Source organism: Streptomyces canus (genome assembly GCF_001514145.1).
Lineage (GTDB): Bacteria > Actinomycetota > Actinomycetes > Streptomycetales > Streptomycetaceae > Streptomyces > Streptomyces canus.
Genome location: NZ_KQ948672.1, coordinates 114,188 through 128,238, shown reverse-complemented (window position 1 = coordinate 128,238; position 14,051 = coordinate 114,188). Strand labels below are relative to the sequence as shown.

Here is a 14,051-nt window from a genome sequence, read left to right as displayed (position 1 = left end):
CATCTGGTGTGCGTTCCGTTTCGGGATCGCCATCGTGCTCGTACGTGTCTGGTACTCGCTCGCCGCGGTCCACAGCACTTGCGTCTACGGCGATCGTGGCAGCCGGGATGGCGAGGAAGGCGTGCACTCCCCGGTGAGCGGGGAGTGCACGCGGCGTAGCACAGCGAGTGGGGTCGGATCACTCCGTCGCGAAGTGTCCTGAAGAGGACTCTGTGGATTCTGCGGCACATGCGGACGGCGTGTCCGGCCGTGTGAGCACCCGGCGTACCTCGTCGGCGAGTGCGGGAGCCGCGTCCGCGTCGGCATCGGCGATCCCGACGCCGTAGCGGAACCGCACGGTTGCGCCGTCCTCGACGGTCACCTCCTCGCTGAAGAACGGTGCCGGGTTGAGGCAGGCGAACTCCTCGGTCCGGGCGAACCACTGTGGCGGGTGACTCGGGTTGGCCGCGTCGTCGACCATGAGCACCAGCGACTGCGCGTCCGTCTCGTCATGGCGGCCCGCGAAGCCCATCCACTCCATGCGCCGCCCGCGGACCTCGTCGCCGCCCAGGCCTTCCTCGGTCACGAACTGTCCGCCGGTGAACGACCGGGGGCCACGCCAGAACAGGCCGCCGTAGCCGGCGTTCTCCCGCCCCTTGGTGGTCGGGGACCCCATGGAGACGTCCGTTCCGGAGACGTTGGTCATCTGCGTCTCGAACGTCAACGCCCAGGCGTCCGGGGCGATCAGGTGCGCCCGCAGCGTCCTGCGTTCCGTGAAGAACAGTGCGCCGGACTGGGTGATCCAGTCCAGGTCGTGAGCGAAGGTTGCCGTATCGGCGTCTCGGTTCATGGCGGTGATACGGCGGTGGGCCTGGGTTCCGTTGTTCTCCAGCTGGACGTAGAAGCGTCCGTGGATGTACGTGGGACCGCCCCAGAAGTTCTCCTCGCCCACGTGGGGCAGGGACCAAGCGATGCCCTTGTGCCACACGTGGTCGTGGGGACGGAACAGGCTGACCACCTTGCCGGCCCGGGTGCGCAGGGGGTGGATGTAGGGCTTGGGCGATTCCAGTTGGACGGTGTCCGGCCGGTACATGTAGCGGAACAGCTCGGTGCCGCCGTCGCGGACCGTGACCGAGGTACCCAGGTCGTGGCGGATCTCAAGAGTGTTCATACGAGGGCCTCCTTGACCCGTGCCCACGGCACGGCGCCGCCGTCCATGCTGAGCGCGAACGGATCGTCGTCGGTCAGTTCGCCCGCGGCGACGCGGACACCGCGGAAGGCGGAGGCGTAGGTCGCCGCCGCGAACTCCAGCGTGCGGCGCGCCTCTTGCAGGCAGACACCGGGTTCCTGTCCGCTCTCCCAGGCGTCGAAGACGGCCTCGATCTGGAGCCTGTGGCCGCTCGTGATGTCCGGCTGGGCACCGTCGGTCCAGAGGTCCGCGAGATCCTCGTGGCCGGGGGCCGGGGTGAACCGCCAGTGTTCCTCGCGGTAGCCGTAGAGGTGTTCGAGTTCGACCGTGGCGTGTTCGAAGTCGAAGCGCAGGCGCGAGGTCTCCCGGGGGGACAGCAGGGAGTTGACCACCGTGGCCAGGGCTCCGCTGTCGAACCGGACGGCGGCGATCGAGACGTCCTCGGTGTCCGTGGGCCGGGCCTGACGCTCGGCGAGGGCGGCGATCTGGGACCAGGGGCCGAGGACCGACAGCATGAGGTCGAACTGGTGGATGCCGTGTCCCATCGTGGGGCCGCCGCCCTCGACGTCCCAGCGTCCCCGCCACGGCACCTCGAAGTACGAGTCGGGCCGGTACCAGAGGGTCTCGCAGGTGGCGACCAGCGGCCGGCCCAGTGCGCCGGCGCGGGCCAGCCGGCGCAGGCGTACCGCTGCCGCGCCGTAGCGGTGCTGGAAGACGGTCAGAACCTTGGAGCCGGTCTGCTCCTGCACCGCGGCCAGTTGGTCCATCTCACGCAGGCTCAGGGCGGTCGGCTTCTCCACCAGGGCGGTGACGCCGGCCCGCATCACCATGGATGCCAGCGGTACATGGGTCTGCGGGGGCGTACAGATGTGTACGAGATCGAGGTCTTCGCTGTCCAGCAGAGCCTGCGGGTCGTTGAAGACGTGCGGCACGGAGAATCGGTCGGCGAACTCGGCGGCACGGGTGGGGTCGAGGTCGGCGACGGCGACCAGCCGGGCACGTTCGGAGAGTTCGGTGAGGGCTTCGGCATGAGCGTGGGCGATACCGCCGGTGCCGATGATGGCCACGCGGTACGGCGGCCGGGGGCTGGGCATGGGTGTTTTCTCTCTCTTGGTTCCTGACCCACGTCTCGTGGGGCTGCCGGGGGCCGCGGGCAGCGGCGACGGCCCCCGGCAGGAGGTCACTTGGCCGCGTCGATCTCGCCCTGGAGCTCCTTGATGAAGGCCTTCGCGGCGGCTTCGGGCGAGGTCTTCTTGAAGTAGACCTCCTGGCTGTAGCGCTGCAGCTCCGGTTCGATGCCGCTTCCGCCGTTGGGGGTCACGACCGGCGACTCACCCGGGGTCACGGCGTTCATGTAGTCGGCCGCCGCCTTGTCGGTCCCTGCCAGAGTCGGCTGGAGGTGCTTCAGCATCGCCTTGTTGGCGGGGATGCCGCGCTCCGTCTTGAGGATGTCGGCGGCCTTGGGGTCGTTGAGCATGAAGTTGATGAACGCGGCCGCCTCGGCCGGGTGCGCGCTCTGGCTCGAGACCGCCCAGTACATGGAGGGCTTGAAGAAGTTCGCCTTGGTGTCGCCGACACGAGGCATCTGCAGCAGTTGCACATGGGCGCCCGCGGCCTGCTGGATGGCGGTGATTTGGGTGTTGTACGCCCCCATCATGGCCGCCTTGCCGGTGGCGAAGCTGCCGGCGGTGACACCCGCGGTCAGGTCCTCGACCATCGTCGACGTGTTGACGCTGGCCCCGGAGGAGAGCAGGCCCAGGCCGTACTTCCACATGCCGGCGAGCGTCTCGGGCTTCAGGGAGACATTGCCGTCCTTGTCGAAAAGGTTCTCACCGTGCTGACGAGCCCAGTACTTGACATCGCCGGCGGAGAAGCCGGGCGCGCCGGCCGCACCGTGGATCTTGCCGCCGCTCTTGTCCGTCAGCTCCTTGGCGGTCTTGGCGTAGTCGTCCCACGTCCACGTCTTGTCGTCGGGAACCTGCACGCCGTACTTCTTGAACAGGTCGGTGTTCACGAGGACGGACATGACGCCGACGCCGACGGGAAGCGCGTACTGCGTTCCGTCGATCTGTCCGGTGGCCAGAGCCTGGTCGTCGAACTGCGAGGAGCTGAGGATCTTCTTGGCCTTGCCGAGGTCGTACAGCGCTCCGCGGTCGGCGTACGAGGCGAGGTACAGCTCGTCCATCTGGACGACGTCGGGGGAGTCCTTGGCCGCGGTCGTCGTGGCGAGCGCGTCCCAGTAGCCGTTCCAGTCCTTGTACTGGCCCTTGACCGTGATGTTGGGGTACTTCTTCTCGAACGCCTTGATGACCTCGTCGGTGAGCTGGGCGCGGGCGTCCGCACCCCACCAGGTGGCACGGATGGTGACCGGCTTGTCGCCGAGCTCGGGAGCGGAGCCGCTGCTGCCGCCGCTGCAAGCGGTCAGTACGAGCGAGAGTGAGGCGACCGCCCCGATCGCGACGCGTCTGAAGGGGCTGGGGTTCATGTGGTTCTCCTGTGGCTGATACGTGGGTCGGATCGGTTGCTGCGGTGCGCCCGAACGGCCATGACTCGGTCGCCTCCGCTTGTCCGGCAGTAGCCCCCGCGGTTACTTGCCGCCGGTGGTCGCGATGCCTCGCAGCAGGAAGCGCTGCCCGGCGAGGAAGACGAGGAAGACGGGAACGAGCGACACGACGCTCATGGCGAACACCGAGCCCCAGTCCGTCGCGCTCTGCTGGTCGACGAAGGTGCGCAGCGCGAGAGGCGTGGTGTACATGTCCGGGTCGGTCAGGTAGATCAGCTGGGTGTAGAAGTCGTTCCAGGTCCAGATGAAGGTGAAGATCGCGGTGGTTGCCAGGGCCGGGACCATCAGCGGCAGGATGACGTGGAAGAAGATCCGCGCATGCCCGGCGCCGTCGATCCGCGCCGCCTCGTCGATCTCGCGCGGGATGCCACGGATGAACTGCACCATGAGGAAGATGAAGAAGGCGTCGGTCGCCAGGAACTTCGGCACGATCAGGGGCAGGAACGTGTTGACCCAGCCGAGCTCCGAGTAGAGGACGTACTGGGGCACGATGATCACGTGGATCGGCAGCATGATGGTGACGAGCATGATGGCGAACCACACGCGCTTCGCCCGGAATTCCAGCCTGGCGAAGGCGTACGCGGCCAGGGAGCAGGCGAGGAGGTTCCCGAGGATCGCGCCGGTGACGACGATCGCCGAGTTGATCATGTAGTGACTGAACGGTTGGGAGAAGGCGTTCCAGCCGTGGCTGTAGTTTTCGAAGCGCGGGTGCGTCAGGGCGAGTCCCGCACTGCGGAAGATCTCACTGTTGGGACGCAGCGAGCTGACCACCATCCACAGGACGGGGTACAGCATCGTGAGGGCGCAGAGGGCCAATAGGCAGTGCTTGAGAGGGGCGCGCACGGCGCGCCTGACCCGGCGTATCGCGGGCGGGCGGGGGGCGGGCAGCGAGGGGGGTACGGCTTCGGTGCGGTCAGTCATCGTAGAACACCCAGTACTTTGAGGCCCAGAAGTTGACGGCGGTGAAGGCCGCGACGATGAGGAGCAGGAGCCACGCGAGCGCTGACGCGTATCCCATGTCGAAGTGGCCGAACCCGCGCTGGTACAGGTACAGCGAGAAGAAGAGGGTGGAGTCGGCGGGCCCTCCGGTACCGCCGGAGACCACGAAGGCCTGGGTGAAGGTCTGGAAGGCGTGGATGATCTGCAGCACCAGGTTGAAGAAGATGATGGGCGTCAGCAGCGGAATGGTGATGCTGCGGAACTGGCGCCAGCGCTTCGCGCCGTCGACGGAGGCTGCCTCGTAGAGGGAGGTCGGAATCTGCCGCAGCCCGGCGAGGAAGATCACCATGGGTGAGCCGAAGGTCCAGACGTTCAGGACGACGAGGGTCGACAGAGCCGTTCCCGGCTCCGAGATCCACCCCTGTCCTTGGACACCGACGAGGGCCAGGGCCTCGTTGACGAGGCCGTTGGTCCCGAACATCGCGCGCCACAGTACGGCGATCGCCACGCTGCCGCCGATCAGTGACGGCAGATAGAAGACGGAGCGGTAGAAGGCAAGACCCCGTACTCCCTTGTCCAGCACGAGGGCGAGCCCGAGGGCCATCGCCAGCTGCAACGGGACGGAGACGAGGACGTAGCTGAACGTCACTTCGAGCGACTTGTGCAGACGCTCGTCGTCGAGCATGCGCGTCCAGTTCTCGGCTCCGTTGAACTGGGGCGGCTGCAACAGGTTGTACTTGGTGAAGCTGAGGTAGAGCGAGGCCAGCATCGGGCCGAGAGTGATCCCGAAGAGCCCGACGAACCAGGGCAGTAGGAAGAAGAACGCCGCCTTGTTCTGCTGTCGCGCGCCCCGTTGGGACCCGCGCAGCCGGCGTAGTTCGTTGATGGAGCTCACGGCACTGCTCCCTTGAGCGGCGGCATCGGCACACAGTGGTGCGGGCCCGTCCCGGGCCACGCGTCAACCGAAAAGTGATCGTTCACTTTGTGGGTTGCGAGGACCATAGTGAACGATCACTTTTTGCGTCAAGAGTGTGTAGTCTCTGACTTCACCGAACGTTGGCGGAAGGGTGGGGGAAGCGGATGGACGGCGCTGACACGGCGCGACGACGGCCTACGATCACTGATGTGGCGCGGCTCGCCGGTGTGTCACCCCAGACGGTGTCGCGGTATCTGCGGTTCAACGGCGGACTGAAGCCGGCGACCCTGGAACGCGTGGAGAAGGCCATACGGGAGCTGGACTACCGTCCCAACCTGGTGGCGCGGTCGATGCGCACACGGAAAACCGGCCGCCTGGCGATCCTCATGCCCGCGATGGCCTTCAACCCCTCTCGCATGCTGGCGGGTGCCGGTGCGACGGCGCAGGACGCAGGGTTTTTCGTCGATGTCGTGAGCGCCGGGGGCGGCGTACGTGCCAGGAGCGACCGCCTGCTGGAGCTCGCCGATTCGGGACAGTACGAGGGCATCCTCTCCCTCGCTCCCGTGCTTCCCGCCGTGGAGAGCAAACTGCACCAGAGGACGACCGTGGTGATCTCGGCCGACTTCGACGACGAGATGCGCGGCATCGGTCAACTGGCCGACGCCACGCCCCTGGTGCGGATGATCGAGCACCTGGCGGCGCTCGGTCACTCCCGGTTCCTCCATGTGGCCGGCGACGCCCAGTTCGCCTCCGCGAGGGCGCGCAAGCAGAGCTATCTGGAGACCGTCGAACGCCTCGGGGTCGAGTCCGTCGGGGTCTTTGACGGAGACTGGTCGGGAGAGTCCGGCATCGAGGCGATACGGTCGCTCCCGAGCCATGCGCGGCCGACCGCGGTGATCGCGGCCAATGACCTCGTCGCCGCCGGTGTCGTCCGGGGCGCCCGCGAGCGCGGCTGGGACGTGCCCGGCGACCTCAGCGTGACCGGTTGGGACAACGCCGGGGTCGGGCAGTTCATGACCCCGTCTCTGACCACTGTCGACGTGGAGCTCGAACAACTGGGCAGTACGGCCATGGCCAAGCTGATCGCGGGTCTGAGAGACAGTGCGCCCGAGACGACTGAGGGCTCCCTGTTCCGGATCATCTGGCGGGAGTCGACGGCCGAGCCGCCTGCGACAGGGCGTCTCAGCCGCGGGCGGTGACCAGCGCCGCCGCCGGGGTGGGCGCGGAGCAGGCGGACCGTGCCCGTCCGCTGCGCCTGTACCGCCCATCCGGCCCAGCCTTGGGTGCGGGCCGAACCGGCCGCGAACACCGCGCGTCATCAGGTGCGCATCGCCCTCAGTTCGCGTAGACGTCAAGCCGGCCGCACATCCCGAACTTCCCACGGGCAGCGGGCTGTTCAGACCTCACGGCGGCATCTGCGAGGTGAGGGGAATCCCCCCGCTCCAGCCAGTCGAGCTGCGCCCCGGTGGCCGCGGCGGAGGCCTCGGCGCCGTGTCGCCACCGCTCGCGCCACTCGGCGATGCGGGGCCGTACGAGCGCGGCGGCAGCACGGTGGAACGCGGCCAGGGCCTGTGGCCCGTCGGCCTCCCGAAGTGCACGGTAGCCCTCCAGAGCGAGGTCCCGCCGGGCCCGGGCGACGCGCTCCTGCTCCTCCTCGGGCGCGTCGGCCGGGATGGCGGTGGCGCGGGCGTACGTCTCCGGATCGGTCAGGTACTCCGGGGGCAGCGTGAGGACCGCGTCCCCCGCCTCCGGCAGTCCGCTGTTCTGCATCAGAACGGTGATCCGCAGATCGCCCTCGTTGACCAGCCGGTGGATGGTGCCCGGCGTGAACCAGGCGACCGTGCCGGCCTGGAGGGGGGTGACCTTGTACCCGGAAGAGGTCAGCGTCTGCACGGCCCCGCGTCCGCCGGTGACGACGTAAGCCTCTGAACACGCCAGGTGCATGTGAGGCGTGCCGCCGCATGCCCCGTCGGCGGCAGGCCAGTCGTACACCGACAGATGCGAGATGGCGACGCCCCCGGGCAATCCGGTGTTGGTTGTGTTCATGCGTGTGTCAACTTTCCAGGTGTGTTCAGTAATCGCTTTCTATCTCTCTTGATTTACGCGCCGATCGCCCAACCGGTCAATGTTCTGTCTAAACTCAGACCCGAATGGTGAAGTTGCGAGGAGGGCGATGTGAAAAATGCGTTGGCAGGCAAGAGTGTCTATGCCTTCGGCGACAGCATTGTGTACGGACACGTGTATCCGCACAGTTTCGTGGACGTAGTCGCAGAGCGCGAGGGCATGGCCCTCACCAAGTTCGCCCGGAACGGCGCGACCATAGGCGTCGATCCCCATGCTTCCGGAGGACGGATACTCACGCAGGTCGAGCAGGCGACCGACGTCGCGCCGGACTTCGTCATCTTCGACGGAGGCACCAACGACGCGCAGTCCATCTTCCGGGACCGCGCGTACACCCTCGGCGCCTATGCCGAAGAGCTGGAGAAGACGCTGCACGCCATGGAGCGGAAGTGGCCGACCGCCCGCATCGTGTACGTCGCCGCCCACAAGCTCGGATCGCGGGACTGGGACACGCAGGTGGCGCTGCGCGAGGCGACCCTGGAAGCCTGCCGCAAGCGGGACGTCGCCGTTGCCGATGTCTTCGGAGAGACGACGTTCGACACGCGCGACGACATCCAGCGTGCGAAATACACTTTCGACGACCTGGTCAACGGTTTCCCTGGCACAGAGGGATCGGGAACGCATCCCAACGAAGCCGGTATCACCACTTTCTATGTGCCGGTGCTGAGTGCCACGCTGTATCAGATTTCATCACGTTGACCAGTCGGCAATCGGAGCTGCCTGGCCGATATCGGCCAGGCAGCTCCGATTCCTCTTTATCGTGACGTCATCCAGAGCTGAAAATCATGGCGGACGAGGAAGCGCTTACTAGGTCGGAAAGCTTGCCGAAATGCTCCCGCCACCACCCTGGCGCCGGCTGTCACTGGCCGAATCCGGTGCCGCGCGAGATCCGGACGTCGTCCACGTGCACCGCCCCGCGCTCACCCCCGTTCGAGTACCACGCGACCTTCGCGATCCCCGGCATCGAGGTGCGGAACGCCGCGTCGTTCAGCACACGGTGTCCGTCGATATCCAGGTCGAAGCGCTGGTTCACGGTGTCCACGGTGAGCGTGACCCGGTACCACTGTCCATTGGTGTACGTACCGAGCACCGTGTCCGTGGTCCCCTTGTACGCGTGGATCTGGCCGCGGGCGAAGGCGACGCTGACGGCTGGGGTACCGGAGGCGTTGTACAGGTAGGGCAGCCCGAACCAGCCGGCCTGTGTGTCGTTGCGCATCACCTGTGTGTCGATGGTCACCACGCCCTGGAGCGGGGTGCTGAAGAGGCGGGCGAGGTTGGTCCCGTCGGTCCCACCGCCTTCGATGGTGCGGGTGAGCCGGACGCTCTTGTCGGTGGCGGATGGCGTCTCCACCACGGAGACGTCGTTGTTGGTCGAGATGACTCGCCATCCGTTCGTCCCGTTGGCGAGCGCGCCGGTTGCCAGGCCGTCGAACGTGTCCGTGAACGCGATGTCGGGCGCGCCGCGCTCGAACGCGCCGATCTCCGGACCGTTGCCGATCGGCGTGGTTGCCCCGGCGTAGTCGAGGCCGCCGTTGCCGGTGACTGTGGCTCCGGCGTCGACGAACACCGATCCCGACTGGAGGGCGAAGTTCGCCGCCGTGCCGAGCCTCGGGCCGTTCTCGTCGCCGTACGGCCCCGTGACGGAGGCATTCACGAACTGCGGAGCGCCGACCACGGCGTTCGAGTCCGACGCCGGCCGAGTCGTCAGGTTGGACGAGTATCCGTTGTTGTTGTAGGTGATGCTCGACGGTTGTATGAACTGAGGCGCGGACTGACTGGAGACGAACAGGTTGTTGGTGAAGGTGGCCTTGCCGGAGACACCGCCGGTCACCATGTTCTGCGAATTGGTGTTGGCGATGGTGTTGTTGTAGATGTTCGCCACCGTGCCGCTCTGCTGCGACATGTGGATGTTCCACCGCGTGCTGCCGGTGATGACGTTGTAGCGGAGCACCACACTGCCGAACTTGACCGCGGAGTTGCACGCGCACAGCAGGATGCCGTCGCCGTTGTCGTGAAGGTAGTTGTACTGGAACACCTGGTTGGTGGTGCCGATGTCGGGGTCCAGGGCGTTCTGGTCGGCACCGCCCGAGGAGAGGTGGGTGCCCATGATCTCGTTGTGCTGGACGGTGACGCTGTCGGCCATGTTGGTCTCGACGCCGGAGACGCCGACCCGGTCGATCACGTTGCCCTCGACGAGTCCGCCGCGGACGCCGGTGAGGTAAATGCCGTTGCAGCCGTAGGGGGTGTTCGCCTGCGTGATGTAGTTGCCGCGGAACGTGACGTCGGTGTACGGCGTGTAGGCGGGGTCGGTGGCCGTGGCGCGCTTGCCCCAGCCGGTGAAGACGGCACCGGGCGCGTCACCAGCGTACTGCTTGGTGACGATCCCGCTGAACGAGGTGTTCTTGATGGTGGAGTTCTCCACGGTGATGCCGTCGAGGACCGTCGGGGCGCCGGGCGCGGTGATGTCCTGGACGCCGGTGAGGAAGGCGATGCCGCCGGTGTCCTTCGAGCGGTCCCAGCCCTGCGCGAAGGTGATGCCCGGCTTGTTGTCGGCGGTGCTGCCGCCGACCCATTTGACCTCGCCGGTGACGTCGTGCACGTCCACCGATTCGATCACGAAGTGGTGCAGGGTCTGGCCGTTGTCACCGTGCACGCCGATGCCGCGGAAGTCGCCGAGCTTCGACCCGTCTGTCGTCCCGGTGGGTACCGCGTTCGACACGTCGAGGTTGCGGATCTCCCAGTACTGCTGGTTGTTCAGCCGCACCGCGTCGCCGACCGCCCCCTGACCGGCGATCTTCGGCTTGGCGCCCGTTCCGTAGCTGTCGATGGCGATCGGGGCGCCGTCGGCGCCGGACCCCTTCGGCCAGAGCTGGCCGGTCCAGCTGTCACCGGCCTCGAAGCGAATCGTGTCGCCGGGCTGGAACGTCGTCGCGTTCACCTTGCTCAGCGAGCGCCAGGGCGCGCTGCTGCTGGTTCCGGCGTTGCTGTCGCTGCCGCTCGTGCTCACGAAGTACGTGGTGCTCGCGGCGAAGGCCCGCTGCGCGGGGATGAGCACGATCGACGCGAGCACGACTGCCAGCGCGCACAGTGCGGCGGCTGTCGCTCGTGACACAAGTCTTCGGTTTACGGTCATTGTCCTCTTCTTGTCGTCCGTGGTGGTGAGGTACCGGCTCCTGTCGTGACGCCTCCAGCCGAGACGTCGCGTAACGATTCGGGGCGCCGGCGGCTCGGGACCGTACGGTGGACGCACCAACGGGTGCGCGACGACATGGGCACTGGTCCGGCCGGACACGCCCCATCGGGGGCTGAGCTCGGCGGCGGTTCCAAGAGTCGTGCTTCCGATGTCACAGTGCCCTCCCGGATGTGCAGCGGGCTTTCGCGAACGTCATGCCTGCCCCTCGGGGCCGCATCGGGAAAACGTATTCCGCGCAGTGTGCCCAGCGGTGATCGAGTGCGTCAAGGTTTCGAGCAGATGAACGTCAGCGTTGTAGAGGCCCCTGCCGGAAAACCGACGGCGCCATGCGACAGCGAGCCGTGCGGCAGCCCGGCTGCTTCGGTAAGGCGCTTGTCACTGGCTGCTCAACCCGTCGCCCGGCGGGGGCCAGCAGCGCAGGCGGATCTCATGGCCCCCGGCGCACGGGGGGCAGGCCGGGGGTTCGGGCCTGCCCCACCCAAGGGCTCGGTTGCTCAGTCGGTCATGCCACCTTGACCAGCTTCCAGCGCTGGTTGCTGCCGCCGTTGGTGTACCACTGGTCGATGGGGGTGTTGTCGGTGGTCCCACCCTTGTACACGTCCACCTTGTAGCCGTTCGACCGGGACTCGATGGTGTAGCTGCCGTTGTCGCCCGGGGAGATCAGCCACTGCTGGCTGACGCTCCCGCTGGGGGTCTTCAGCTGCAACTGGGTGCCGGGCCAGGTCGAAGCCGCGTTGATGTCGAGGGACTTGCCGCTGGTGACACCCGTGACGGTGAGGTAGCCGCCGTTGGTGTAGGCCAGTTTCCACTGCTGACTGCCGCTGTTCCCGTCGGTCTTCTGAACGACGGGCGTGCCGTCGTTGGTTCCACCGTTGTAGGCGGTGAGCACCTTGCCGGTGCTGGCGCTGATGATCTTGTAGGTGCCGGACAGGTCGCTGACCGGCTCGTGGGTGACGGAGAAGTTGGAGTACTCGACGGGGTAGTAGCCGGCGGTGCCCAGGCCGGCCAGGCCAGCACCGTAGCTCGTGTCGGTGACCGTGCCGACGGTGTTTCCGTCGATCTTGGCGATGATGGTGCTGTCCTGGAAGGTCAGCGACAGGTTGTGCCAGGTGCCTGTGTCGGGAGCGGTGACGGTACCGCTGGCAAGGGTGGTCCAGTTCCATGCTTTGTTGCCGGCGGTGTCGGTCTTCAACAGCGACCAGGATCCGGTGTCGGACAGGCGCAGGTGATAGGCGTTCATCCCCCCGGCGCTGAACTTCGTCTGGGTGCCGACACGGCCGAGGAGCTCTGCGGAGCTGCCGCTCTTCTCCAGCAGGACGTCGGAGCTGACCGTGTAGTTGCTCCAGCCGACGTCGCCCATGAGGGTGTAGGGCTGGAGGGCATTCGTGGCCGGATACCACCAGACGATCGGCTTCTGGGGTGCGGTCTGTCGCAGGCACTGGCCGGTGCGGCCGCCGGTGCAGGGGGCGGCCTGGAACGCGCCGTTCATGGAGGCGAAGTACTTCGCCTCCTGCCCGGTGCTGTAGCCGGCGAAGGAGTCCGAGTAGGGCATGACGAGCCGGTTGCGCGCGGGCGAGGTGGCCGTTCCGGCACCCTGGCTGGTGGTGGTGGTCACGGTGTAGACGTGACCGGGGTCCAGGGTGAGGGTGTACGTGCCGTTGCTGGCGGTCAGGTCACTGTTCTGCACCATGCGCGGGGTGGCGCCGCCGGGCTGTGACAGGTCGGTGGACCACACGTGCAGGGTGCCGCCGGGCAGGCCGCTGGCGATGCCGAGGGTGACCGTCTGGGACGCGGTGGCGTCCATGGTCTCGAAGACGGTGCTCCAGGCGCTCTTGTCGGGCGCGGCGTAGCTGACGTAGCTGCCGTTGGCACGGTCGCCGCCGAGGTAGCCGGAGGCGGTGTCGAGGTACTTCCAGCCGGGCGAGGTGAACTGCGTGGTCTGGGCGATGGACCAGGCGGTGCGGGACACGCTGTAGGCGCCGGACCAGGGTTGGTTGGCGGTGATCAGGCCCTGGTCGTGGAAGAAGAGGTTCTGGTAGTCGGAGGCCAGCATGGGCCAGTTGATGTACGCGCTCATCTTGGCGTCGAGGTAGCCGCGGTTGATGGCGCGGGCGACCGGACCGGCCCCCGTCTCGGCGTTCTCGGAGCCGTTCTCGCTGGCCCAGATGGGCTTGCCCAGCGACTGGGCGTCGGCGGAGGAGGAGCAGGTGGTCATCGCGGACGCGTACGTGCAGGGATAGTGCGCGCCGACGATGTCCACGGCGTTGTTCAGGGCGCTGTCGGTCTTCATGGCGGTGGCGATGTTCCAGTTGGTCTCATCGCTGCCGACCAGCTTGGTCGAGGTGTAGCCGTTCGCCGTCAGGGCCGACTTCAGGTTCTCGTAGAAGGAGGCGCTGTACGTCTTCTCGTTCTGGCCGCCGAGGTAGTCGATGCTCAGGCCGTGCTGCTTGGCGCAGCCCATCCAGTCGATCAGGTAGTTGATCCCGTCCGTCGAGTAGAAGTTGCCGTTCCCTATCCAGCCGGGGGCGCCCCAGGCCAGGGCGAAGAGCTTGAGATTGGGGTTACGGGCCTTGGCCTGCTCCATCACCCACCACTCGTAGCCGGCGTCGCAGTCGATGTCGCCCTTCGTGTGCTCGAAGCTGATCTCGGAGCCGTCGGTGGAATTGACGTCGCCGCCGACTTCGACCTTGAGGATCTGCAGGGCGGCGCCGTAACCGGGCTTGAACAGGTAGTCCAGGATCTGGTTGCGCTGGGTGGCCGGGTAGTCGACCAGGAGGCGGGTGTTGCCACCGCCGCCGCTGATCGCGCCGACGCCGTCGAAGGTGCGTCCTGCGCTGGTGCCGTCGATGGTGATCGCCGTGTTGGTGACGGCGTACGCGGGCGACAGTGCTCGGCCGGTCAGCAGGGCCAGTCCCATGAGCAGGGCGGCCAGGGCCGCCAACCGTCTGAAGTGCCTGTCAGGCAGGCCAATGACGTGGTGCACGGGAGATCCTCCTGGGAGGGAGTGCGGGTGTGGGTGCGGCTTGCACTGAGACTCGGTGCGACCTGTCGCGTGGATCGCAGAGGGGGCCCGCCTGGTGGAGGCGTCTTTTCTCAGTGGGAAATCGTATTCCGCGCAGTGTGCCCGTCCGTGATCGGAGGCGTCAAGCGT

Annotated in this window: 10 protein-coding genes; 2 read left to right on the top strand and 8 right to left on the bottom strand. The window is 67.0% G+C overall.

What is annotated here, in order from left to right:
- Positions 1-178: 178 nt before the first annotated feature.
- The 5 genes from AQJ46_RS40060 to AQJ46_RS40040 all read right to left on the bottom strand — a co-directional run bounded on the left by AQJ46_RS40060 (position 179) and on the right by AQJ46_RS40040 (position 5,565).
- The gene (locus AQJ46_RS40060; protein WP_063803895.1) at positions 179-1,150 is read right to left on the bottom strand and encodes a DUF6807 domain-containing protein; all 972 of its coding nucleotides are present in this window, start codon (positions 1,148-1,150) and stop codon (positions 179-181) included.
- Positions 1,147-2,262 carry a Gfo/Idh/MocA family protein gene (locus AQJ46_RS40055; protein ID WP_059210252.1) on the bottom strand — a complete coding sequence of 372 codons (1,116 nt, stop codon included), beginning with the start codon at positions 2,260-2,262 and terminating at the stop codon, positions 1,147-1,149. The genes AQJ46_RS40060 and AQJ46_RS40055 overlap by 4 nt, the downstream gene beginning before the upstream one ends.
- A gap of 86 nt (positions 2,263-2,348) precedes the next feature.
- Positions 2,349-3,653, bottom strand: a complete 1,305-nt coding sequence (locus tag AQJ46_RS40050; protein ID WP_059210251.1) for an ABC transporter substrate-binding protein — start codon at positions 3,651-3,653, stop codon at positions 2,349-2,351.
- Between the two features lie 102 nt (positions 3,654-3,755).
- Entirely contained in the window at positions 3,756-4,652 is an 897-nt protein-coding gene (locus AQJ46_RS40045) for a carbohydrate ABC transporter permease (protein ID WP_059210250.1), read from the bottom strand.
- Positions 4,645-5,565, bottom strand: coding sequence for a carbohydrate ABC transporter permease (locus tag AQJ46_RS40040; protein WP_079072623.1), 921 nt, complete (start codon positions 5,563-5,565; stop codon positions 4,645-4,647). Before AQJ46_RS40040 ends, AQJ46_RS40045 begins: the two co-directional genes overlap by 8 nt.
- A gap of 230 nt (positions 5,566-5,795) precedes the next feature.
- Here AQJ46_RS40040 and AQJ46_RS40035 point away from each other — a divergent pair, with 230 nt between their 5' ends.
- Positions 5,796-6,785: a LacI family DNA-binding transcriptional regulator gene (locus tag AQJ46_RS40035; protein ID WP_208617064.1), complete on the top strand. Its 990-nt coding sequence runs from the start codon at positions 5,796-5,798 to the stop codon at positions 6,783-6,785.
- A 136-nt stretch (positions 6,786-6,921) separates the two neighbouring features.
- On the opposite strand, the gene AQJ46_RS40030 is transcribed toward AQJ46_RS40035, so the two are convergent.
- Positions 6,922-7,632, bottom strand: a complete 711-nt coding sequence (locus AQJ46_RS40030) for a cupin domain-containing protein (protein WP_059210248.1) — start codon at positions 7,630-7,632, stop codon at positions 6,922-6,924.
- Positions 7,633-7,761: 129 nt separating this feature from the next.
- On the opposite strand from AQJ46_RS40030, the gene AQJ46_RS40025 reads away from it, so the two are divergent.
- Positions 7,762-8,406, top strand: a complete 645-nt coding sequence (locus tag AQJ46_RS40025) for an SGNH/GDSL hydrolase family protein (protein ID WP_079072622.1) — start codon at positions 7,762-7,764, stop codon at positions 8,404-8,406.
- Positions 8,407-8,566: 160 nt separating this feature from the next.
- Here AQJ46_RS40025 and AQJ46_RS40020 read toward each other — a convergent pair whose 3' ends face one another.
- Together AQJ46_RS40020 and AQJ46_RS40015 are read right to left on the bottom strand one after the other, a co-directional pair.
- Complete coding sequence (locus AQJ46_RS40020) at positions 8,567-10,819, bottom strand: right-handed parallel beta-helix repeat-containing protein (RefSeq protein ID WP_225887514.1); 2,253 nt, start codon at positions 10,817-10,819, stop codon at positions 8,567-8,569.
- 583 nt (positions 10,820-11,402) lie between these two features.
- Positions 11,403-13,883, bottom strand: a complete 2,481-nt coding sequence (locus tag AQJ46_RS40015; RefSeq protein WP_225887513.1) for an RICIN domain-containing protein — start codon at positions 13,881-13,883, stop codon at positions 11,403-11,405.
- Between the last annotated feature and the right edge of the window lie 168 nt (positions 13,884-14,051).